Below are 20,997 nucleotides of genomic sequence, written 5' to 3' on the forward strand. Positions count from 1 at the left end.
GATGGTGGCGAGCAGGCGAGACGGCAGTGCTGAAATGACAAGCGCCCCTGCAAGCAGGGGCGCTGAATCGTCAGATTATGATGAAGCGGGATCAGGACTCGGGCTGGGCAGCCGCATGATTCTCCGGGATCTTGACCTGAAGTTGCTGCAGGCGACGGCGGTCGGCATGCATGACCTTGAACAGGTAACCGTCCAGCTCGATCTCCTCGCCCTTCTTCGGCAGGTGGCTGAAGGCGTGCATCACCAGACCGCCGACCGTGTCCACCTCTTCATCGCTGAACTGGGTGCCGAAGAAGTCGTTGAAGTCTTCGATCTCGGTGAGGGCGCTGACCGAGAAGACCCGCTTGCTGATGCGGCGGATCTCTTCCTGTTCATCCTCTATGTCGTCAAATTCGTCGTCGATCTCGCCGACGATGAGCTCCAATATGTCCTCGATGGTCACCAGACCCGAGACCCCGCCGAACTCGTCCACCACTATGGCCATGTGGTAGCGCTCCTCGCGGAACTCCTTGAGCAGCCGATCGACCCGCTTGCTTTCCGGCACTATCACAGTGGGGCGCAGGATCTGCTCGAGCTGCAGCGGCTCGCTGGCATGATGGCCGCCGAAGCCGAATGGCAGCAGATCCTTGGCGAGCAGAATGCCTTCCACATGATCCTTGTCTTCGTTGATCACCGGGAAGCGGGAGTGGCCGGATTCGATGATGACCGGCAGGAACTGGTCCACCGGCTGGGACTTCTCGATGGTCACCATCTGGGAGCGGGGGATCATGATGTCGCGCACGCGCAGCTCGGCTATTTCGAGCACGCCTTCGATCATGTCCTTGGTGTCCTGATCGATGAGGTCTCGCTCCTCGGCATCGGCGATCACGTCCACCAGATCGTTACGGTCTTTTGGCTCGCCCTGGAAGAGTTGGCTGAGTTTGTCGAGCCAGGTTTTCTTCGGCGAGCCGGTACTAGGGTGTTCGTCGGTCATTTTTTCTCTTGGTTACTCATTGAACATAGGGGTTCTTGGCTGTGCTAAGTGAGGATGGCCGCAGTCTGTTTCAATACTGTGACCCGCCTCCTCGGCACTCATTCTTCATCGTCAATATTAGGTGTTGGGAAGCCGAGTTTCTGCCGGATGTCGCGCGCCTGCGGTGCGCCATCGCCTCGGCTTTCCGTTCGCCTTCAGGCCTCGACCTCATCGTCAAGATAGGGGTCGGGGAAGCCGAGTTCCTGCATGATGTCGCGCTCCAGCGCCTCCATCTCTTCGGCTTCCTCATCCTCGATATGGTCATAACCTAGCAGATGCAGACTGCCGTGCACAACCATGTGAGCCCAGTGCGCGTCCAGGGTTTTACCCTGCTCTGCGGCCTCGGCCTCGACCACCTGGCGACAGATCACCAGATCGCCGAGCAGGGGCAGCTCCATGCCGGGAGGGGCTTCGAACGGGAAGGAGAGCACGTTGGTGGGCTTGTCCTTGCCGCGGTAGGTGAGGTTCAGCTCGCGGCTCTCCGCCTCGTCCACCAGCCGTACCGTCACCTCGGCTTCATCCTGAAAGCCGAGGAGGGTGCCGTCGAGCCAGCCTTGCAGCTGGGCTTCGGTCGGCAGACCTTGCTCGTCAGCACAGGCCAGTTGCAGATCCAGGGTCACGCTCATTGGGCACTCTCTTCTCTTGAATTGGTTTTATTGGACTTGGCCGGGAGGGACTCGGCCTGCGCGGCGTCGAACGCCTCGTAGGCTTGCACTATGCGGGCTACTACCGGGTGGCGCACCACGTCTTTGGATTCGAAGAAGTTGAACGACAGGCCATCGACCCCCTGCAGTACCTCCAGTGCGTGGCGCAGGCCGGACTTGGTGCTGCGCGGCAGATCCACCTGGGTGATGTCGCCGGTCACCACCGCCTTGGAGTTGAAGCCGATGCGGGTCAGGAACATCTTCATCTGCTCGGTGGTGGTGTTCTGGGCCTCGTCGAGGATGATAAAGGCATCATTCAATGTTCTTCCGCGCATATAGGCGAGCGGTGCCACTTCTATGATGTTGCGCTCTATCAGCTTCTCCACCCGCTCGAAGCCCAGCATCTCGAACAGGGCGTCGTAGAGCGGACGCAGGTAGGGGTCCACCTTCTGGGAGAGATCCCCCGGCAAGAAGCCAAGCTTCTCCCCCGCCTCCACCGCCGGGCGGGTCAGCAGGATGCGGCGGATCTCCTGGCGCTCCAGGGCGTCCACCGCGGCGGCCACGGCCAGATAGGTCTTGCCGGTACCGGCCGGGCCTATGCCGAAGCTGATGTCGTGGCGCACTATGTTGGCGATGTACTGCGCCTGATTGGGGCTGCGGGGCTTGATGAGCCCGCGCTTGGTCTTGACCGTCACCTCCTTGCCATGGGGCTGGCCCGGCGCCTCGTCATCCTGCTCCAACTCTCTCTGTTCCAATACACGAGACTCCTGCACCGACAGGTGCACCATCTCGGGGGTGATGTCGGTCACCTTGCCGCCCTTGAGGGGCTGGGTTTCCACATAGAGGTGCTTGAGGATGACGGCGACGGCGTCCACCTGGGCCTGCTTGCCGAGCAGCTGGAAGTGGTTGTCACGGTAGCTGATCTCGACGCCGAGACGGCGCTCCAGCTGCTTGAGATTGTCGTCGAAGGGACCGCACAGGCTGGCGAGGCGCAGGTTGTCGGCGGGCTCCAGGTGCAGGTTCAGGGTCGAGATGTGTCGGCTCAAAATGTCCTCGTCTCAGCTGTTTCCCCCTCCGGCTGGCGGAGGGGGAGAGGGTAATTAGTGGGGTCTGAAGGCCGCGACGCCCAGATCATCGGGCACGTTGTCGGGCCGGCGCGCCAGGATCTCGCTCGGCGCGGTGGCGATGCGCAGATTCATCTCGTCCTCGCCACGGATGAAGAGACCGCGCAGGGAGTAGGGCCGCACGTCGGTGATCTCCACGTCGGCGAAGCCGCCGATCAGGGTATGGGGGCCCTCGAAGTTGACCACCCGGTTGTTCTCGGTGCGGCCACTGAGCTGCATGGGATCCATCTTGGAGGGCCCTTCCACCAGGATGCGCTGCACCGAGCCCAGCATGGCGCGACCGATGAGCATCGACTGGTGATTTATCTGGTTCTGCAGCCGGGCCAGGCGGGCCTTCTTCACCTCCATGTCGACGTCGTCCGGCAGATCGGCGGCCGGGGTGCCGGGGCGCGGGCTGTAGATGAAGCTGAAGCTCATATCGTAGTTGATCTCCTCGATCAGCTTCATGGTGGCCTCGAAGTCTTCGTCCGTCTCGTTCGGGAAGCCGACGATGAAGTCGGAGCTCATGGTGATGTCGGGACGGACGCTGCGCAGGCGGCGGATCTTGGACTTGTACTCCAGCACTGTGTGCGGACGCTTCATCATGGTCAGGATACGGTCGGAGCCACTTTGCACCGGCAGGTGCAGGAAGCTGACCACTTCCGGCGTGTCCTTGTAGACCTCGATGATGTCGTCGGTGAATTCGATGGGGTGGCTGGTGGTGTAGCGGATCCTGTCGATGCCGTCGATGGCGGCCACCAGTCGCAGCAGCTCGGCGAAGGTGCAGTGCTGGTCATCGAAGGTCGGGCCGCGGTAGGCGTTGACGTTCTGGCCGAGCAGGTTCACCTCGCGCACGCCCTGCTGGGCGAGCTGGGCGATTTCGTAGAGCACGTCGTCCAGCGGGCGGCTCACCTCCTCGCCGCGGGTGTAGGGCACCACGCAGAAGGAGCAGTACTTGGAGCAGCCTTCCATGATGGAGACGAAGGCGGTGGGGCCCTCGGCGCGCGGCTCTGGCAGGTTGTCGAACTTCTCGATCTCGGGGAAGGCGATGTCTATCTGGGCGCCCCGGCCTTCCTGGACCTGTTTGATCATGGCGGGCAGACGATGCAGGGTCTGCGGGCCGAAGACGATGTCCACATAGGGGGCGCGCTGGCGCAGGCTAGCTCCTTCCTGAGAGGCGACGCAGCCACCCACACCTATCACCAGGCCTGGCTTTTTCAACTTGAGCTTCTTCCAGCGCCCGAGCTGGTGGAACACCTTCTCCTGCGCCTTCTCACGAATGGAACAGGTGTTCAGCAGCAAGACGTCGGCCTCTGCGGGCTCATCGGTCAGCTGATAACCATGGCTGGCGTCCAACAGGTCCGCCATCTTGGACGAGTCATACTCGTTCATCTGGCAGCCCCAGGTTTTAATGTGAAGTTTCTTGCTCATCGCTACTCTTGACTGTTTTTTGTAATCGACAGGGTCAAAGGACCGGGCATTTTACTCCGCAATCCGGGCACTGACTAGCGAATATCCAGCCCGCCACTGGGGCCAGTCCTCCCGCCAGCACGGGCTTTGCCCCTGATTTGGCACGGCAATTCGCCGCCTGTCTCACTGTTTATCGCGCCCCCTTGCGGTATCATGCCCCCATTCGGTTTGGCCCCTCTATTCTTGTCCGGGGCGACCCCTTTCTCAGGAAACCCGCTATGCAACACTGTGATATCGCCATCGTCGGCGCCGGCATGGTCGGTGCCGCCACCGCCTGTCTGCTGGCGAGCCAGGGCCTCAACGTCCGGGTCATCGAGACCCAGCTGCCGGCACCGTTTTCCCCCGAGCAGCCGCTGGATCTGCGGGTCTCCGCCATCAGCCAGGCCTCGGTGGCCCTGCTGACCCAGGCCGGTGCCTGGCAAGGGCTGCAACAGATGCGGCTGTGCCCCTATCGCCGGCTGGAGACCTGGGAGCTGGACGGCTTCGCCACCCGCTTCGATGCCGCCGACCTCGGCCTGCCCCAGCTCGGCTACATCATCGAGAACCGTCTGGTACAGCTCGCCCTGCTGAAGCGAATGGAAGATTTTCCCAACATCCAGACCCATACCCCGGCGGCGGTGACGCGGCTGCAGCAGAGCGCCGACCACGCCACCCTGCTGCTCGACGATGGCACCGAGCTGCAGGCGCGCTGGGTGCTGGCCTGCGACGGCGCCGAGTCGCTCACCCGCCGTCTCGCCGGGATCGGGGTGTCGCGCTTCGAGTATCGCCAGCACTGCATGCTGATCAACATAGATACCGACTTCGAGCAGGAAGACATCACCTGGCAGCAGTTCACCCCGAGCGGCCCGCGCGCCTTCCTGCCGCTGCCGGGCCGGCACGGCTCCCTGGTGTGGTACGACAGCCCGGCCCGCATCCGGGCCCTGTCCGCCATGAGCAATGAGGCCCTGGCCGCCGAGGTGCGCCAGCACTTCCCGGCCCGGCTCGGCGGTTTCCAGGTGACCGGCAAGGGCAGCTTCCCGCTGGTGCGCCGCCATGCCAACGACTATCACGCCGGGCGGGTGCTGCTGCTCGGCGACGCCGCCCACACCATCAACCCGCTGGCGGGGCAGGGGGTCAACCTCGGCTTCAAGGATGTGGCCTGCTGGGTCGAGTTATTGCACAAGGCCGGCGGCGACTGGCACCAGCTCGCCCTGGCCGGGCGCTACGAGCGCCGGCGCCGTCCGGACAACCTGCTGATGCAGTCGGGGATGGATCTCTTCTACGGGGTGTTCAGCAACGAGATAGGGCCGCTCAGGCTCGCCCGCAATCTGGCGCTCACCCTGGCGGACAGGGCGGGCCCGCTCAAGGAGATGGCGCTACGCTACGCACTGGGGCTGGTATAAACAACGAGGGAGCTTGCACCATGAACAAGGCACTGCTGGTGATCGACTTTATCAACGATCTGGCCCACCCGGACGGGCGCATCGCCGCCTCGGCGGCCCATGTGCTGGAGCAGGATGCCATCACCCATGCCAATCAGGCGCTGGCCCATGCCCGCGCCCAGGGCTGGCTGGTGATCCTGATGAAGGTGGGCTTTGACGGAGGGTATCGGCTGCAGCCCAAGGGCTCCCCGATGTTTGGCCGGGCGCACCAGTTCGGCGCGCTGTCGCTGGCCGATAGCGGCACCGATTTTCATCCCGAGCTGGATGTGCAGCCCGGCGATCTGGTGCTGACCAAGCCCAGGGTCAGCCCCTTCTACGGCACCGCGCTGGAACCCGCCCTGCGGGCCAACCGGATTGATCATCTCTACCTGTGCGGGGTGAGCACCAGCTGGGCCATTCAGGCCGCCGCCCGGGATGGCCACGATCGGGACTACACCATCAGCATCCTGGAGGATGCCTGCGCCGCGGCAGATGCCATAGAGCACCACGGCTCGCTGCGGATGCTCGGCCGCATCGCCGAAATCATCAAGGTTGGCCAGCTGAGCTGAGCTCCCGCCGCCGGCATTGCCCGCGTCGCTCACATTTTATCCGCCAGCCCCTGTCGAGACGGGTCCGTTTCGAGGCATGATGGGGCTTAGTCGGTGGCCACAAGGATGAGGGCATGGGTTATCAGGGCAGGATCGCGAGCTGGAACCCCCAGCGTGGCTTCGGGTTCATCAAACCGCAGCAGGGAGGGGCCGAGATCTTCGTGCATGTCTCCGCCCTGCACTTCGATGGCAGGGCCCCCGAGGTCGGGGAACGGGTCTCCTACCAGCTGGGGGTGGGCAAGGACGACAAGCCCTGTGCCCTGCAGGTGTACTTCCCCGATCGGCCCCTGTCGCTGGCGCAGGGAGCCGGCCCCGCCCGCGAACGGCCCTCGCCTGCGCGCAATGAATCCGTTAGCACGGCAAGCCGCTCTGATCGACCGGCGGCACCAAGGCCCCGCCTCCAGCCCTCCTATAGGCGCAGGGGTGACTGGCGTGGCAAGCTGATCCCCCTGCTGGTGCTGGCGGGGCTGTTTTCCATCTACTCCCGCTTCTCGGCCGAGTCGGTCTCACCCTCCTCAGTTTCCTCTTTCAGTCAGGATGAGGTGAGCACGGCCCATAGCACGCCACAGGCAGCCACTTTTATCCGTCAATGCGATGGCCGGCAGCATTGCTCCCAGATGAGCTCCTGCGAGGAGGCGACCTGGTTCCTGCAACATTGCCCAAACACCAAGATGGACGGGGAGGGCGATGGCATTCCCTGTGAAGATCAGTGGTGCGGTCATTGAGCCGTCAAGGTGGCAAGGGGTGCTCGGCTGAGACGAGCGGCCCTTCTTTTGTTCGCCCCGTCGCCATCAGGGGGCGGTAATGGCCTCCGGGTGGGTCTCCCTGACCAGTTGCAGGAAGCGATCGCGGATGGGATCGGCGAAGGAGGGGTTCCACACCAGGCTGATTTCCCACTCCGAGTAAGGGCCAGACAGGGGGTAGAGGGTCACGTCCGGGCCGGCGATGAAGCTGACGCTGCGCGGTAGTATGGCGTTGCCTATCCCGGCGGCCACCAGGGCCACCAGGGTCTGGATGTCTTCCGCCTCCTGGATCATGCCGGTCAGCCGGTTGGCGCCGAGGAAGCTGGCGATCTGCTGGCTGAGGCCGGGGCAGCGATGGCCCACCATCTGCAGCAGCGGCTGATGGGCCAGCGCCCACTCCACATCGAAGCGGGCAGGATCCGGCCTGGTCATCTGGGTCGGCACGGCCAGCACCAGCCGATCGGTCAACAGCCGGTACTCCTGCAGCTGGGGCGCCTCTGGCCGCCGCATGAAGCCGAGCTGCAACTGCCCCGACAGCAGCCGCTCGTGCTGGATGGCCGAGGTCATGTCCTGCAGGTGCACCATCACATCGGGGGCCTGCTGCTTGAAGCGGGCCACCAGCGAGGGGGCCAGCGCGAAGCTCGACAGCCCGAAGCCCACCTTGAGCCGCCCGGCGACGCCGCTCGCCAGTGCCAGGGCATGGCGCTCGAAGCCCTTGCCGTGCTCGACCAGGGCGCTGGCCTGGGTGAGCAGCTGGGCACCGATGGCGGTCAGCTCGGCGCCGTGACGGCCCCGGTTGAACAGGGTGGTGCCGAGCGTCAGCTCCAGCCCCTGGATCTGCTTGGTCAGCGCCGGCTGGGTGATGAACAGCCGGTGGGCGGCCTCCCGGTAGTTGGCCGTCTCGGCCAGCATCACGAATGCCTGCAGTTGCCTCAGGTCGAATTTCATTCCGTTTGGTTATCCAATGTGGCGATTTAGTGATTATAAATTATCTATCTGCCTTGTTCTAATGGTGTCGTAACGGGCCAACTGCTGGCTTGACCGGGAACGAGGAATCGCATCATGCACACCGAACGCTATCTGTTTTTGCTCAAGGGGAGGCTGATCATGGCCCAGCCGTTGGCCGCCCCGGAGACGGGCGAGCTGCTGATCAGCCTGTTGCAACAGGGCTTCGTGCTCGCCCCCTTGCAGGTGTGGGCGAGCGACACCGAGCAGGCGCTCGCCTGCTACGAGGCGGGGGCCCAGCGCCAGGCACTGGCCGCCTCCCTGTCCGGCGCCGAGTCCCTGCTGGCGGGGGCGACCCCATGAGCGCACAGATCTTGCGGGCCAGGGCGCTGCTGCTGGACATGGATGGCACCCTGATCCACTCCACCGGCGAGGTGGAAACCGTGTGGCGACTCTGGTGTCGTCGCCATCAGCTGGCGCCTGAACCCCTGTTGGCAATGTGCCATGGGGTGCGGGCGCGGGAGGTGCTCGGGGCCCTGGCGCCGCATCTGGACCTGGCGGTGGAGCTAGCCCTGCTCGACGAGTTGGAGATCCGCCACACGGGGGCGGCTGAGCCGATCGCCGGGGCCCGCACCCTGCTGGCGAGCCTGCCGGCCGCGCGCTGGGCACTGGTCACCTCGGCCAGTCAGCGGGTGGCGCGGCACCGGTTGGCCAGCGCCGGCTTGCCGCTGCCGAGGCTGTTGATTGGGGCCGAGGATGTGGTGCGGGGCAAGCCGGATCCCGAGCCCTATCTGCTTGGCGCGAGCCGGCTCGGCCTCGCCCCCGCCGATTGCCTGGTGTTTGAGGATGCGGCGGCGGGCATACAAAGCGCCCTGCAGGCTGGCTGCCAGGTGGTGCAGATCGGGGGCGATAAACTGCTCGATAGCCGGGTGAGGGCGCGGCTGCGAGACTGGCGGCAGATCCGGCTGAGCGAGGATGAGACCGGCCTGCAGCTCCATTTTCCGAACCGCCTGCTCGACTGAGGCCGGGCCCCGACTCTCGCCCTCATCCGCGCGGGTATCAGGGGGCGTGCGGCTCCGCGCCGGGGGAGGCCGCAGCCTCCCCCGGCTGGCCGTTCGGCGCCTCGTCCCTGTGCTGCTCCACCCGGTTGCGGCCGTTGTGCTTGGCCAGATAGAGCGCCCTGAGCGGTGGGTCCTGGGTAAAGAGGGCGGCGAGCAGATAGCCGATCAGGCCCCCAGCCAGCCAGGAGGCGAGGCCAGGGGCGGGTAACGCAGCATGATGCCGAGCAGGACGGCATTGGCAGGCCAGAAGGCCGCCAGCAGGTTGGGAGGGCGGGTGAAGATGCCGACGAGCGAAAACAGGAGGATGATGGTGGCGACGGACAGCAGGACAAACAAGGGGTTGAGAGTGGACAAGATGCGCTGGTGTGTGGCCTCTCCCATGCGGCTCTCCTGATGGCGGGTGGTTTGCCCTGAGTATGGGGGCAGCTGGGAAACTGTGCGCGGACGGGGTGAGAAAACGCCCCCTGGTTGAGGGGGCGTGGATACCTAGCCGAAGACCCGGAAGCGGACGTCGTCGTCGATGAAGGTCTTGTCACCGGCCGGTTGCTTGATGCTGCCGAAGGGCATCTGGGCGCGCAGCAGCCAGCTGGCGGGCAGATCCCACTCCTTGCGGACGGCCTCGTCGATCAGCGGGTTGTAGTGCTGCAGGGAGGCGCCGATCCCCTCCTGTGCCAGGGCGGTCCAGACCGCAAACTGGGCGATGCCGGTGGCATGCTCGGACCAGATCGGGAAGTTGTCGGCATAGAGGGCAAACTTTTGCTGCAGATCCTCAATGACGGCCCTGTCTTCGAAGAACAGCACTGTGCCGAAACCGGCACGGAAGCTGCCATCCACCTTGGCTTCGCTCTGGGGATAGGCTTCGGGCGGGACTATCTTCTTCAGTTCCGCCTTGACGATGTCCCACAGCTTGTGGTGCTCGGCCCCAAACAGGATGACGGCACGGGAGCTCTGGGAGTTGAAGGATGAAGGGCTGTGCTTGACGGCATCCTGGATCAGGGCGGTCAGCTTTGCCGGTGAATGAGGAACCTGGTCACCCAGGGCATAGATGGTACGACGTACTTTGATCTGTTCGATAAACGGACTGCTCATAACATCTCCTTGATGTGATAAATCATCATCGCCAGGGGTGGTCTTAGAGGCCATCTGGCTCCGATCTCTCGAGTCATGGACTATATCACCCTCTGCCCAAGAAACCCTCAACGCAGGGTGATGACTGTTTCTACTTTTTATTGATATTCATATGCAGAGAGTGGCATCGCCCATCTGCCATGGTTGATATGGTTTTAATCAATAACCTTGGTGGTTAATGATTTCAATCATTTTTTTTTAAACACTTTCCACCATAGAATCGCTCTCGTATGACATTTTATAGAGGGCGGCATGGCAGGAGAGATCATCAAACAGCGTTACTACTTCCTGACCCCGCTCTCGTTTCTCCTCGGCATACTGGTGCTGGTCGCCACCCTGCTGCTGGCCGTGGCCAGCTACCTGCGCAGCATCGACAAGACGGTGGCCGGCTACGGCCACATGATCAGCTCCATCGAGGCGGCCCTGCTCCACGAGCTGGTGCTGGCCAATCGGCGCCAGCTGGCTGTGCTGGAGGCCTCCCTGGACAAGGCCGCCATCGCCCGTGGCGAGCCGGCCGACAACCCTCTCTGGGCCATCGCCCATCAGATCAAGCGCGACAGCCACTACATCCACTTCTACAGCGTGCGATCCGACCGGATCAGCAGTTATCCCCGCCTGGATCTGCCGGCGGCATACCGGGCCGATCAGCGGCCCTGGTATAAGGTGCTCTCGATGCCGGGGGACGAGCTGGTCTGGTTCGGCCCCTACGCAGAATTTGGCACCCAGCAGCGGATCCTGACGCTGATCAAGCGAGTGAGGGACGCCGACGGCTCGCTGCTCGGCCTGCTGATGGTGGACATGTCGTTCAACAGCATCCAGCAGGCGCTGCGACGGGCCATGGGGGAAAACCAGGCGACCATCTACCTCAGCCAGCGTGGGAGCGGGCGGCTGGTGGTGGGCCACAATCTAGCGTTGTTGCCGAGCGGGCTCTCGACCAAACCTGAGCCCGACGGGATCGGTCTGGACGTGATCCGGCAGGGTCGCCAGCTTCGACTCGAGCTGGCCGACATCGACTGGGATCTCAACATCTATCTGCCCCCCGCCCTGTTTCACGACAGTCTCTACGAGGCGCTGCTGCTGGTGGTGCTGCCCCTGAGCCTGATGCTCGCCACCTGGTTTTGCAGCATCCATTTCCTGGTGCGGATCTTCCGCCAGGAGCAGGCGCTGGTGGCAGGCTCCCTGGATGGCATAGTGCGGGATCCGCTGAAGGTACGCCGACCGGCTCGCCGCAAGCCCTGGTTCGTGCACGGCAGCCTGGGGGAGATCGATATGGTCAGGGCGAGTCTGCTGGAGGGGCAGGATGCCCTGCTGCACGATCCCCTCACCGGCATCATGAACCGGCGTGCCTTCGATCAGCACAGGCTCAGGCTGGAGCAGGAGCAGATCCCCCACTGGCTGGTGCTGCTGGATCTGGATTGCTTCAAGCAGATCAATGACAACTGGGGCCACGGGGTGGGGGATTCGGTCCTCTGCCGGGTGGCGAATACCCTGGCGGCTGAACTGGGGGAGGGCCGGGTCTATCGCATCGGTGGCGATGAGTTCGCCGCCCTGCTGCCCTGGGAGCAGAGCGAGCTGGCGCAGCGCCTCACTACCCTGCTGGTCCGGGTGCGGGCGTTGCAATGGCGCGAATTCATGGGGCCCGTCACCCTGAGTGCGGGGGGCGCCCACTACCCGCAGGAGCAGGGCACCTTGTTCGAGCGCGCCGATGAACAGCTCTATCGGAGCAAGCGACAGGGACGGGACTGCTGGCATCTGTCACCCACTCAATCTGCCCCCAAAGGGGAGGTGGTGACAGTATCTGTCTGAGCGCCACCATGAGAAAGAGAGCCTGAATGCCTGAGAAAGGGGTCGCAGCGGGGATTATTTCCCATGTGACCTTTTTTTTTAATTAATTTTCAGTCTGTTAGCTTGTTTGATTGCGTCATGTCGCGAAGGAGAGACAGTCTGCCTGCCGGCGGAGAGGCCGTTATTTCAGTAGCGGAGTCCGGGACGCTTTGTATAGTGCAGGGAAAAATAATCAATCAGTCATCAGGTTTGACAGGAGTACCCCATGGAGATGAACAAGCACGGCATGAGCGCAATGGCGCTGTTGGGCGCGCTGCTGTTGGCGAGCGGCCCGGTACTGGCCTCTGAAACCCTCAACACCATACTCGGTGGCGGTGCCGGTGGCGTCGCGGGCACCATGATCGGCAAGCAGTTGGGCGGTGATACCGGCGCTCTGGTCGGTGCCGCAGTCGGTGGTGCGGCCGGTGGCGCGGCCACGGCCAACAAGGGCAACAAGAACGAGGCCGCCCTGGGGGGCGCCGTCGGTGCCCTGGGTGGTGCCGCCATCGGCAAGAGCGTGGGCGGCAGCACCGGTCAGCTGATCGGTGCCGGCATCGGCGGGGCCGGTGGCTCTGCCATAGGTGCCAAGACAGGTGACGGCCACAAGAGCAACAACGATCGCTATTACGACGACGGGCACTCTCACAGGCACCACAAGAAATACAAAAAGCACAAGAAGCACAGATGGCACGACGACGACTGATCTCATCCGTGGGGTGAGCCAGTGGTTCGTGACAAGAATGCCAGTCAAGCCTGACTGGCATTTTTCGTTGCGGTATGGCTGCGGTATCCGGGCCGTAAAACATCCGGCGCCTTGGTCCAACGTCCCCGGTGGAAGACAGACGAACAAAGTAATGATCAAAACATCAATACTATTAATATTTTAGCAATATAAAGGAGTTAGGTTAGCCGGACCTCTTACTCAACAAGGTTATTCTCATGTCTATCCCAACACCTCGCCTCCTTAGCCTGGTGCTCTTTTCTCCCCTGTTGCTCTCGGCCTGCAATGACAATGAGTCGACATCCCAGCCTGATACCCCACCACACCTGTTCAACGAGCCCAGGGCCTTCGATCTAGAGGCGCATCGTGGCGGCCTCGGCCTCGTCTCGGAAAGCACCCTGGCCGCCTTTACCAATGCCCTGGAGATGGGGGTCACCACATTGGAGATGGACACCCAGATCACCCGGGATGGCATAGCGGTCGTGACCCATGATCGCAAGATCTCGGACAAGAAGTGTCTGGATACCCGGCCCGCCAGCGAGGGGGATCCCCAGTACCCCTACGTGGGCAAATACATCAAGGATCTCACCCTGGCGCAGGTGAAGACCCTGGATTGTGGCTCCCTGCCGCTTGCCGATTTTCCCGAGCAGGTGCTGGTCCCCGGCGCCACCATGCCGACCCTGCAAGAGGTGTTCGCCCTGGTGAAGTCCTACCAGGCCGATCAGGTGCTGCTCAACATCGAGACCAAGGTCGAGGCGGCCGCACCGGAGGAGACGGCCCCCCGGGAGATCTTCGTCAAGACGGTGCTCAAGGATATCCGTGACGCCGGCCTGATGCGGCAGGCGACCATACAGAGCTTCGACTGGGGTGCGCTCATGCTGACAAGGGAGCTCGAACCCAGCCTGCCCATCATAGCCCTGACCAATGGCCAGCCATTCCTGCAGGTTGGCATGCCGGGCGCCTCTCCCTGGTTGGGGGGGATCGACATCGATGACTTCAATGGGGATCTGGTGCAGGCCGTGGCCTCTTTCGGTGCCAACGCCATCTCTCCGGTGCACGGGGATCCCCAGGGGGGTCGCTACGGGGATCCTGGCTATGTGGAGTACACCACCCCGGATCTGGTCGATGCGGCCCATGCCGAGGGCATCAAGGTGATCCCCTGGACGGTCGACGATGAGGGCACCATGAACCGCATGCTGGAGAACGGGGTCGACGGCATGATCACCGACTACCCGGATCGGCTGCGGGTGGTGATGGAGGCGCGGGGCATCCCGTTGCCACCCTCTGTCTCTCCGCGTTGAGGCGCGATGGAGGCCGTGCCAGCAGGCATGAGTTCGGCCATGTGCGGATAGTGCAGAGATAGGCGCAGAAATAAGCACAGAGACAAGTGCAAAGAGACGAGGTGCAACCGCAGCTTGGTCTCGACCCCGGCTCTGATCGGGAACAATAGAAGAGGGGAGGCATGGTGCCTCCCCTCTCTTTTTCGCTTCTATTTCGCCGCCATGTCACAGCCTTGGGATCCCATATCCCTTGGCTGGCCCCTGGCAGCCTGTTGATTCGCCTGAGTGCCCTGAGTCAGACCAGCCGGTGCTGGCGTCGGCCCTCGGCGAAGGCGTTGATGTTGTCGATCAGCTGATCCGCGAGGCGCTGCATCGACTCCTCGCTGGCCCAGGCTACGTGCGGGGTCAGGATGAAGTTCGGGTACTGCAGGGCCTGCATCAGCGGGTGGTCGGGGGGCGGCGGCTCCTGGCTCGCCACGTCGAAGCCGGCGCCACCGAGTCGGCCGTTGGCCAGCGCCATCAGCAGCGCCTGCTCGTCCACCAGGCCGCCGCGACCGACGTTGATCAGCAGGGCACCCGGCTTCATCAGCGCCAGCTCCCGCGGACCTATCAGGTGGCGGGTGTAGGGGGTGAGCGGGCAGTGCAGGCTGATGACGTCCGCGCTCTGCAGCAGTTCGTCCAGCGGCAGCCGATCCTCGTCTGCCGCCGCGCCGACCTGGCTCTGGGCGTAGCGCACCTCCATGCCGAGGGCGCTGGCCCGCTGCCCCAGGGCCTGCCCCAGGGTGCCCTTGCCGATGATGCCGAGCCGCTTGCCGTGCAGATCCGAGATGGGGTGATCGAAGAAGCAGAACTGGCCGCTCTGTTGCCAGCGCCCCTCCAGCAAGGACTGGCGCCAGGCGAACAGGTTGCGCGACAGGGCCAGCATCAGCGCCATGGCGTGCTCGGGGACCGAGGGGCCCGAGTAGTTGCGGATGTTGCACACGGCGACGTTGGCGGCGCGGCATGCCTCCAGATCCAGGTTGTCGCTGCCGGTGGCGGCCAGGGCGATCAAGCGCAGCTCCGGCAGCTGGGCCAGCTCGGCTTTGCCGATGCGCACCTTGTTGATGATGGCGATGCTGGCGCACCTGAGCCGCTCCACCACCAGTTCGGGCGTGGTGTGCGGGTAACTTTGCCAGTGATGGGGAAAGTCGGGACGACGCAGGTTGATACCGGCGTCCAGGGTGTCGCTGTCGAGAAACACGATTTGCTGCATTAAGCCTCCTGCCATTCTCTGCCACTGCAGAGTCGCCATGATGCCAAAGATGGGGGGGCGGGGGCCAGCCCGATGAGCCGGTGGCGGATGGCGTGTCGGAAGCCGCTCATCCCCCGGCCGGGGAAGATCAGATCCAGCCGAGGTGGGTCAGCCAGCCCTGGATGCGGGCGGGTGTCTCGTCCAGTTCCATCAGGGCGTAGGGGCGGTAATTGAGCTTGTGGCTGCGCCGGCTCTCGCTGCGCCTGGCCTCGGCCGCCAGCAGCGGCCAGCGGCCGCCGTCCTCCTGATAGAGATCCAGGGTGGGGACGCTGGCCTGGGCCACCTGTTTGGCCAGGGTCTGGTTGCTCAGCTGGTTGGGAAAGAAACCGTTGAGCAGCACCAGCGCATCGGGGGCGGGCAACTGCTCGCTGGTGATGAGGTTGGCGGCCCAGGCCGCGCTGGTGCCTTGCGCCAGCAGCAGCTTGAAGCCGCCCTCCTGCAGCTTGGCGTCACCTAGCTTGACGATGCGCTCGGCAAATTGCTGGCGAAACGCCTCTATGGTCTCCTGCTTCTTCTCGGCGGCCGGATCCAGCTCCGTCTGCTGGGGGGAGGGCAGCAGCAGCAGGGTGTCAAAGCCGAGTCGCCCCAGCTCCCGGGTCAGTTGCCACAGCTGGCCGCTGCGCTGCCAGTCCGGCAGCAGGATCGCCAGCCCCAGGTAGTTGTCGCTGTCGTGCTTGGCAAACAGCACCCGCTGCTTGTCTATCTGGGCGCTGTCCGCCACCCCCTTCCAGTCGCTCTCCTGCCAGTGATCGAGCGGGGCTGGGGGCGAGATCTCGCTGGCCGGCGAGGTGGTGCTCGCCAGCAGGGTCAATATCAGCAGTGGTAAGGATAATCTGGCCATGATGCGCTCCCCGGTTGAGTGGGTTAGCGGCGCCGGGCCGGTTTTCTGAAGGAGGATCTGCGGGGGAGAGGGAAGGGCTTGCCCTCCCTCTCAATGGGCTCAGCGGCGGGCAAGCCTCCCAAGCTGCCTGTCGTGCAGGGGGGAGAGCAGCAGCAGGGCGCTGATGGCGCCGATCAGGGCGAAGAACATGTCGGACTGGGTATCCCAGGGATCCCCCTGGGTGCCGAGGAACTCGTCGGCGCCCTGACCCAGCGCCAGTGCGGCGCCCCACTCGATCAGCTCGTAGCTGGCACTGATGGCGAGCACCACGCTGAGTACCAGGAACACCAGCATGCGCTTGCCCTGCACATGGTGGCCGCGCAGCAGTATCTCCCGGCAGGCCAGGGCGGGGATGAAGCCCTGGCAGAAGTGGCCAATCTTGTCATAGGGGTTGCGGCTGAGTTCGAACCACTGCTGCAGGTCGAAGCCGAGCGGTACCCTGGCATAGGTGTAGGCCCCTCCCAGCATCAAGACCGCCCCGTGCAGGAAGATGCCGAGGTAGAGCAAGGTGGTGAGGGGAAAACGTTCATTGCTCAGCCACAGCAGCGGCACGACGATCAGCACGGGGGCGACCTCCAGCAGCCAGGTGACCCTGTCATAGGGTTGCCAGCCGGAGATCACCAGCAGCACCAGGGTGAGGGACAGCAGCAGGAGTTTTTGATGGGATGTCATAGCGGGCCTGTGGTGAGGGAGAAACATGACTTCATTATTTAGCCGGATCCCGCGTCGGGCGAAAGGGGGCCGACTGAATTCTCCCCAATGTCCGGGGCCTTGTCACTGACCGGGGCTGAATGCGGTGCCTGCCGCGCCATGGACAAAAAAAAAAGCGAGCCAGGGGCTCGCTTTTTTCAGCACGGGGTTCGAGCAGTCGGATCAGTTGACGCGACGCTTGAACTCGCCGGTACGGGTATCGATCTCGATCTTGTCACCGATCTCTACGAAGGCGGCCACGGCCAGCTCGTAGGTGGTGCCCTTCAGGCGGGCAGGCTTGGTCACTTTACCGGAGGTGTCGCCACGGGCGGCCGGCTCGGTGTACTCGACTTCACGGACGATGGTGGTCGGCAGTTCGACGGAGATGGCTTTCTCGTTGTAGAAAGTCACTTCGCAGATGTCTTCCATGCCGTCAACCATGTAGTTCAGCGCGTCACCCAGGTTGTCTTTCTCGACGTCGTGCTGGTTAAACTCGGTGTCCATGAAGACGTACAGCGGGTCGGAGAAGTAAGAGTAGGTGCACTCTTTACGCTCCAGCTGAACGACTTCCAGCTTGTCGTCGGCCTTGAATACGGTCTCGGTGGCGCTGCCGTTCAGCAGGCCTTTCAGCTTCATCTTGACCACGGCGGAGTTACGGCCGGATTTGTTGAATTCGGCTTTCTGGACCACCATCGGCTCGGTACCGATCATGACGACGTTACCAGCGCGGATTTCCTGTGCGGTTTTCATGTAAAAAATTCCTGTGCGTATACGGGCAGATAAAAACTGCCAGATTATATACGGCTTTCTAAAAATTTCACCAGCCGAGTGACGAGATCCCCATCGGCAAGCAACTTCTGTGACCAGGTTCGCGCATGTTGTTGCGAAATAGTGTCGTATTGCGGCCATTGGGCCCAGAGTTCGCGGACATCGTCGCCCTGGTTGAGGGCATGGTTGAAGGCGCGCAGCCACCGGGCTGCCTGGGGCGGCAAGTCGGCCAGATAGTGGTCGAGAAAATCGTCCAGCTTGGTCAGGTGGGCGAGATCTTCCTGGGGGTAGATGTGCCACAGGAAGGGTCGGGCCGCCCACTGGGCGCGCACGAAGGAGTCTTCGCCGCGCACCAGGTTGAGATCGCAGCTCCACAGCAGTCGATCGTAACCGGCCTGATCCGTCATCGGCAGCAGCTTGATGGCGAGCTGGCCCGCGTACAGCAGATCCCCGGCCTGGGCGGTGGGGAGGGCGTGCTCCAGCCCGGCGCCACGCAGCACATCCCCGAGTGAGCGCCCGAGCGGCAGTAGCAGGGTGACCGGGGTGGGGCCCTGGCACCAGCGCTCGACCAAGCTGATGAGCGCCGCGCTCTCGTAGGTAAACAGGCTGACCCTCAGCTCGTCAGCCGCTTTGGGTGCCAGCCCCAGACTGGCCCAGTAGGCGTCGAGCCCCGCCTGATCTTGCTGCCAGCGCTCCCGCTCGGCGATCAGCCCCCGCTCGCACAGCAGGCCGCCGGTCCTGGCGGTGAAGCCCGGGAAGAAGAAATACTTGTCGAGGCTCCGATTGCCGATCCGCTGCGGCGAGGCGAGGCCGTGGCACTCCTCGACCCAGCTCTCGGCACTGAGATACTCCAGATTGATCCAGCAGGGGGGCGGGGTCTGGCCGGCCATGGCATGGGCGAAGGCGGTGGGCAGCTCGCAGGCGAACGCCTCTATGACCACCCGGGCCGGGATCACGGACGGCGGCAGGCTGGGGCGCCAGTGCTGGATATAGATGCCCTGCTGCCACTGGCCGTCCAGCTCGGGATCCAGCCCGGGGCAGATGCGGGCGAAGCTGGTCAGATCGTCCACCCAGAGCCGTACCTTACCCTGTCCCTCCTGCTCCAGCTGGCGGGCGAGCCGCCAGGTGACGCCGATGTCGCCGAAGTTGTCCACGACGCAGCAGAAGATATCCCAGTCGAAGGGGGGCAGAGGGAGAGGCGAAGAGGTCGTCATGGGCGGGTCACCGGATACGCAGAAGAGATAAAAAAACCGGTGTGCAGGGTAGCACACCGGTGGATTGGCTTCTAACCGTCAGCGAGTGACGGATGCTAGAGGGCGGGTTTACTCCTTGCCGTAGACGTTGTTCTCCTGCTCGCGCACCCGGATGAAGGTGGTGCGCTTGGTCAGCTCCTTGAGCTGGCTGGCGCCCACATAGGTGCAGGTGGAGCACACGTAGCGGGAGAGGAGCTTACTCCTTGCCGTAGACGTTGTTCTCCTGCTCACGCACCCGGATGAAGGTGGTGCGTTTGGTCAGCTCTTTCAGCTGGCTGGCGCCCACATAGGTACAGGTGGAGCGCACGCCGCCCAGGATGTCGCGCACGGCATTCTCGACCGGGCCGCGGTAGGGCAGCAGCACCGTCTTGCCTTCGGAGGCACGGTACTCGGCGACGCCGCCGGCGTGCTTGTCCATGGCGCTCGACGAGCTCATGCCATAGAACTTCATGAAGGGGGCGCCATCGACATCCACCACCTCGCCGCCGCACTCCTCGTGGGCCGCCAGCATGCCTCCCAGCATCACGAAGTCGGCGCCGCCGCCAAACGCCTTGGCCACGTCGCCCGGGCAGGTGCAGCCGCCGTCACCGACGATCTGGCCGCCGAGGCCGTGGGCCGCATCGGCGCACTCTATGATGGCGGAGAGCTGGGGATAGCCGACCCCGGTCTTGACGCGGGTGGTGCAGACCGAACCCGGGCCTATGCCGACCTTGACGATGTCGGCGCCGGAGAGGATCAGCTCCTCCACCATCTCGCCGGTGACCACGTTGCCGGCCAGGATCACATGATCCGGGCAGGCCTCGCGGATCTTGCGCAGGAACTCGACGAAGTGCTGGGAGTAGCCGTTGGCCACGTCCACACAGATGAAGCGCAGGGCCGCCGACATGGCCAGGATCTGGCGGGTCTTGATGAAGTCCTCTTCCGAGGTGCCGGTCGATACCATGACGTGGCCCAGCAAGGCCGGGTCTGTCTCGTTGACGAAGGTCTGCCACTGCGCGAGGCTGTAGTGTTTGTGAACTGCCGTCATCATCTCGAAGCCGGCCAGGGTCCTGGCCATGGCGAAGCTGCCGACGGTGTCCATGTTGGCGGCGATGACGGGCACGCCCTGCCATTGGGTCTGGGTATGTTTGAAGGTGAACTGACGGGTCAGGCTGACTTGGGAACGGCTCTTGAGAGTGGAGCGCTTGGGGCGGAACAGGACATCCTTGAAACCTAGCTTCAAGTCTTCTTCGATACGCATGACGAATTCCTTATTGAGCCTTGTTGAAAGTCACTTTTGCAGTGGGCAAATTTTCGGCAGGCACAAAAAAACCGCAGGTTTTCGAGGCCTCCGGTTTACAACAGTCTAGGGAAAAATCGCCTCAGAACAAGACTGATAATTCACTCATCGTTGTGGTAGCCTTTGGCGTCACAACCTGAGCGCGGCAGCAGGGTCATCCAGCACCTCTGTACCGCGTCGCTCCCCACCTCATCTCCCCCCTTAATATTCTCCCATGGTCAGCGGTTGTCGCGCCCTGAGCCTGCGGCCTGTCTGGCTTCCCGACTTTATCCACGGCGCGCTTTTTGCCAGTTGACAGTCGTCACTGGGCTGCCCACTCTGGCAGGGCGGGCCATTGCCGGTTCGCGCCGACGAGGAAGACATCGTGCCCGGATCACATAAATTTCGCTGGTTGTTGCTGGCCAGCCTCTGCCTGTCGCCTGGCGTCTGGGCGGCCCCGACCGTCTATGGCTGGATCGAGAAGGGCTTGATCATGCCGGATGGAGTGGCGGTGAAGATGAAACTCGATACCGGCGCCCTCACCTCGTCCCTGGATGCGCGCTCGTTGCAGCACTTCAAGCGTGACGGCAAGCCCTGGGTGCGCTTCACCCTGGTGCTGACCGATGCCAACACCGACAAGGAGGTGCGCCAGACCCTGGAGCGCCCGGTGGAGCGCAGCGTGACGGTGCGCGGCGCCGGTGGCATGGAGGAGCGTCCCACTGTGACCATGTCTGTCTGTGTCGGTGACAAGCTCTACAAGGAGTGGTTCACCCTGCGGGATCGCAGCGACATGATCTATCCCGTGCTGCTCGGTCGTCGCCTGCTGGCAGAGCTGGGGCCGGTGGACTCTTCCCGCACCTTCACTGTGCAGCCGAGCTGTGGCTAGGAAGGCCTTCTTGGGATCACAAATGGTGCGCG

The 20,997-nt window shown here is 63.5% G+C and carries 22 protein-coding genes and 1 pseudogene; 9 read left to right on the plus strand and 14 right to left on the minus strand.

Translation table 11 applies throughout. The features are described 5' to 3' along the window. Positions 1-91: 91 nt before the first annotated feature. The 4 genes from corC to miaB all read right to left on the minus strand — a co-directional run bounded on the left by corC (position 92) and on the right by miaB (position 4,190). On the minus strand, positions 92-973 hold the full coding sequence (corC, locus tag EL255_RS05310; protein ID WP_042652749.1) for a CNNM family magnesium/cobalt transport protein CorC: 882 nt from the start codon (positions 971-973) through the stop codon (positions 92-94). A gap of 194 nt (positions 974-1,167) precedes the next feature. After that, a complete protein-coding gene (ybeY, locus tag EL255_RS05315) occupies positions 1,168-1,638 on the minus strand; it encodes an rRNA maturation RNase YbeY (RefSeq protein WP_042652748.1) in 471 nt (156 codons plus the stop codon). Next, the gene (locus tag EL255_RS05320) at positions 1,635-2,702 is read right to left on the minus strand and encodes a PhoH family protein (protein WP_042652747.1); all 1,068 of its coding nucleotides are present in this window, start codon (positions 2,700-2,702) and stop codon (positions 1,635-1,637) included. Before EL255_RS05320 ends, ybeY begins: the two co-directional genes overlap by 4 nt. Positions 2,703-2,756: 54 nt before the next feature. After that, positions 2,757-4,190, minus strand: coding sequence for a tRNA (N6-isopentenyl adenosine(37)-C2)-methylthiotransferase MiaB (gene miaB, locus EL255_RS05325; protein WP_042652746.1), 1,434 nt, complete (start codon positions 4,188-4,190; stop codon positions 2,757-2,759). A gap of 257 nt (positions 4,191-4,447) precedes the next feature. Between miaB and EL255_RS05330 the strand changes: the two genes are divergently transcribed. From EL255_RS05330 to EL255_RS05340, 3 genes are all read left to right on the plus strand, one after another. Continuing rightward, on the plus strand, positions 4,448-5,611 hold the full coding sequence (locus tag EL255_RS05330) for an FAD-dependent oxidoreductase (protein ID WP_042652745.1): 1,164 nt from the start codon (positions 4,448-4,450) through the stop codon (positions 5,609-5,611). 20 nt (positions 5,612-5,631) lie between these two features. Then, the gene (locus tag EL255_RS05335; RefSeq protein ID WP_042652744.1) at positions 5,632-6,198 is read left to right on the plus strand and encodes a cysteine hydrolase family protein; all 567 of its coding nucleotides are present in this window, start codon (positions 5,632-5,634) and stop codon (positions 6,196-6,198) included. 113 nt (positions 6,199-6,311) lie between these two features. Beyond that, positions 6,312-6,962, plus strand: coding sequence for a cold shock domain-containing protein (locus EL255_RS05340; RefSeq protein ID WP_042652743.1), 651 nt, complete (start codon positions 6,312-6,314; stop codon positions 6,960-6,962). A 66-nt stretch (positions 6,963-7,028) separates the two neighbouring features. Here the strand turns inward: EL255_RS05340 and EL255_RS05345 are convergent, their stop codons facing one another. Further along, positions 7,029-7,928 (minus strand): LysR family transcriptional regulator, encoded by a 900-nt coding sequence (locus EL255_RS05345; protein ID WP_042652742.1) that lies wholly within the window; start codon positions 7,926-7,928, stop codon positions 7,029-7,031. Between the two features lie 114 nt (positions 7,929-8,042). On the opposite strand from EL255_RS05345, the gene EL255_RS05350 reads away from it, so the two are divergent. Together EL255_RS05350 and EL255_RS05355 are read left to right on the plus strand one after the other, a co-directional pair. After that, positions 8,043-8,288, plus strand: a complete 246-nt coding sequence (locus tag EL255_RS05350) for a hypothetical protein (protein WP_042652741.1) — start codon at positions 8,043-8,045, stop codon at positions 8,286-8,288. Next, complete coding sequence (locus tag EL255_RS05355; protein WP_042652740.1) at positions 8,285-8,947, plus strand: HAD-IA family hydrolase; 663 nt, start codon at positions 8,285-8,287, stop codon at positions 8,945-8,947. The genes EL255_RS05350 and EL255_RS05355 overlap by 4 nt, the downstream gene beginning before the upstream one ends. A 204-nt stretch (positions 8,948-9,151) precedes the next feature. Here EL255_RS05355 and EL255_RS05360 read toward each other — a convergent pair whose 3' ends face one another. Together EL255_RS05360 and EL255_RS05365 are read right to left on the minus strand one after the other, a co-directional pair. Then, a complete protein-coding gene (locus tag EL255_RS05360; RefSeq protein WP_042652739.1) occupies positions 9,152-9,367 on the minus strand; it encodes a hypothetical protein in 216 nt (71 codons plus the stop codon). Between the two features lie 105 nt (positions 9,368-9,472). After that, complete coding sequence (locus EL255_RS05365) at positions 9,473-10,075, minus strand: nitroreductase family protein (RefSeq protein ID WP_042652738.1); 603 nt, start codon at positions 10,073-10,075, stop codon at positions 9,473-9,475. Positions 10,076-10,366: 291 nt separating this feature from the next. Here EL255_RS05365 and EL255_RS05370 point away from each other — a divergent pair, with 291 nt between their 5' ends. The 3 genes from EL255_RS05370 (at position 10,367) to EL255_RS05380 (ending at position 13,960) form a co-directional block, all read left to right on the plus strand. After that, positions 10,367-11,920: a GGDEF domain-containing protein gene (locus EL255_RS05370; protein WP_042652737.1), complete on the plus strand. Its 1,554-nt coding sequence runs from the start codon at positions 10,367-10,369 to the stop codon at positions 11,918-11,920. Between the two features lie 244 nt (positions 11,921-12,164). Then, entirely contained in the window at positions 12,165-12,641 is a 477-nt protein-coding gene (locus EL255_RS05375; protein WP_042652736.1) for a YMGG-like glycine zipper-containing protein, read from the plus strand. A gap of 236 nt (positions 12,642-12,877) precedes the next feature. Beyond that, a complete protein-coding gene (locus tag EL255_RS05380; RefSeq protein WP_042652735.1) occupies positions 12,878-13,960 on the plus strand; it encodes a glycerophosphodiester phosphodiesterase in 1,083 nt (360 codons plus the stop codon). Between the two features lie 274 nt (positions 13,961-14,234). On the opposite strand, the gene EL255_RS05385 is transcribed toward EL255_RS05380, so the two are convergent. The 7 genes and pseudogenes from EL255_RS05385 to EL255_RS05415 form a co-directional block, all read right to left on the minus strand. Next, positions 14,235-15,191, minus strand: coding sequence for a D-2-hydroxyacid dehydrogenase (locus tag EL255_RS05385; RefSeq protein WP_042652734.1), 957 nt, complete (start codon positions 15,189-15,191; stop codon positions 14,235-14,237). 127 nt (positions 15,192-15,318) lie between these two features. Continuing rightward, positions 15,319-16,071: a DUF3530 family protein gene (locus EL255_RS05390; protein WP_042652733.1), complete on the minus strand. Its 753-nt coding sequence runs from the start codon at positions 16,069-16,071 to the stop codon at positions 15,319-15,321. Positions 16,072-16,170: 99 nt separating this feature from the next. Further along, on the minus strand, positions 16,171-16,782 hold the full coding sequence (locus EL255_RS05395) for a DUF2238 domain-containing protein (protein WP_042652732.1): 612 nt from the start codon (positions 16,780-16,782) through the stop codon (positions 16,171-16,173). A 201-nt stretch (positions 16,783-16,983) separates the two neighbouring features. Continuing rightward, complete coding sequence (gene efp, locus EL255_RS05400) at positions 16,984-17,550, minus strand: elongation factor P (protein ID WP_042652731.1); 567 nt, start codon at positions 17,548-17,550, stop codon at positions 16,984-16,986. A gap of 44 nt (positions 17,551-17,594) precedes the next feature. Beyond that, entirely contained in the window at positions 17,595-18,782 is a 1,188-nt protein-coding gene (gene earP / locus EL255_RS05405) for an elongation factor P maturation arginine rhamnosyltransferase EarP (RefSeq protein ID WP_042652730.1), read from the minus strand. Positions 18,783-18,890: 108 nt separating this feature from the next. Then, positions 18,891-19,001: pseudogene (locus EL255_RS21820) on the minus strand (GMP reductase); the annotation flags it as partial. A 16-nt stretch (positions 19,002-19,017) separates the two neighbouring features. Further along, positions 19,018-20,061 carry a GMP reductase gene (locus tag EL255_RS05415; RefSeq protein ID WP_042652729.1) on the minus strand — a complete coding sequence of 348 codons (1,044 nt, stop codon included), beginning with the start codon at positions 20,059-20,061 and terminating at the stop codon, positions 19,018-19,020. A 430-nt stretch (positions 20,062-20,491) separates the two neighbouring features. Here EL255_RS05415 and rloA3 point away from each other — a divergent pair, with 430 nt between their 5' ends. Next, positions 20,492-20,965 (plus strand): retropepsin-like aspartic peptidase RloA3, encoded by a 474-nt coding sequence (gene rloA3, locus EL255_RS05420; RefSeq protein ID WP_042652728.1) that lies wholly within the window; start codon positions 20,492-20,494, stop codon positions 20,963-20,965. Positions 20,966-20,997: the final 32 nt, after the last annotated feature.

The sequence above is a fragment of the Aeromonas encheleia genome, from assembly GCF_900637545.1.
Classification (GTDB): domain Bacteria; phylum Pseudomonadota; class Gammaproteobacteria; order Enterobacterales; family Aeromonadaceae; genus Aeromonas; species Aeromonas encheleia.

Coding starts and splice junctions, on each gene's coding strand:
- EL255_RS05390 (WP_042652733.1), bottom strand. CDS start 16,071: ATGGCCAGATTATCCTTACCACTGCTGATATTGACCCTGCTGGCGAGC.
- EL255_RS05395 (WP_042652732.1), bottom strand. CDS start 16,782: ATGACATCCCATCAAAAACTCCTGCTGCTGTCCCTCACCCTGGTGCTG.
- EL255_RS05370 (WP_042652737.1), top strand. CDS start 10,367: ATGGCAGGAGAGATCATCAAACAGCGTTACTACTTCCTGACCCCGCTC.
- EL255_RS05330 (WP_042652745.1), top strand. CDS start 4,448: ATGCAACACTGTGATATCGCCATCGTCGGCGCCGGCATGGTCGGTGCC.
- efp (WP_042652731.1), bottom strand. CDS start 17,550: ATGAAAACCGCACAGGAAATCCGCGCTGGTAACGTCGTCATGATCGGT.
- corC (WP_042652749.1), bottom strand. CDS start 973: ATGACCGACGAACACCCTAGTACCGGCTCGCCGAAGAAAACCTGGCTC.
- EL255_RS05335 (WP_042652744.1), top strand. CDS start 5,632: ATGAACAAGGCACTGCTGGTGATCGACTTTATCAACGATCTGGCCCAC.
- EL255_RS05380 (WP_042652735.1), top strand. CDS start 12,878: ATGTCTATCCCAACACCTCGCCTCCTTAGCCTGGTGCTCTTTTCTCCC.
- EL255_RS05375 (WP_042652736.1), top strand. CDS start 12,165: ATGGAGATGAACAAGCACGGCATGAGCGCAATGGCGCTGTTGGGCGCG.
- EL255_RS05355 (WP_042652740.1), top strand. CDS start 8,285: ATGAGCGCACAGATCTTGCGGGCCAGGGCGCTGCTGCTGGACATGGAT.
- EL255_RS05365 (WP_042652738.1), bottom strand. CDS start 10,075: ATGAGCAGTCCGTTTATCGAACAGATCAAAGTACGTCGTACCATCTAT.
- EL255_RS05340 (WP_042652743.1), top strand. CDS start 6,312: ATGGGTTATCAGGGCAGGATCGCGAGCTGGAACCCCCAGCGTGGCTTC.
- miaB (WP_042652746.1), bottom strand. CDS start 4,190: ATGAGCAAGAAACTTCACATTAAAACCTGGGGCTGCCAGATGAACGAG.
- ybeY (WP_042652748.1), bottom strand. CDS start 1,638: ATGAGCGTGACCCTGGATCTGCAACTGGCCTGTGCTGACGAGCAAGGT.
- EL255_RS05350 (WP_042652741.1), top strand. CDS start 8,043: ATGCACACCGAACGCTATCTGTTTTTGCTCAAGGGGAGGCTGATCATG.
- EL255_RS05360 (WP_042652739.1), bottom strand. CDS start 9,367: ATGGGAGAGGCCACACACCAGCGCATCTTGTCCACTCTCAACCCCTTG.
- EL255_RS05345 (WP_042652742.1), bottom strand. CDS start 7,928: ATGAAATTCGACCTGAGGCAACTGCAGGCATTCGTGATGCTGGCCGAG.
- EL255_RS05385 (WP_042652734.1), bottom strand. CDS start 15,191: ATGCAGCAAATCGTGTTTCTCGACAGCGACACCCTGGACGCCGGTATC.
- EL255_RS05415 (WP_042652729.1), bottom strand. CDS start 20,061: ATGCGTATCGAAGAAGACTTGAAGCTAGGTTTCAAGGATGTCCTGTTC.
- earP (WP_042652730.1), bottom strand. CDS start 18,782: ATGACGACCTCTTCGCCTCTCCCTCTGCCCCCCTTCGACTGGGATATC.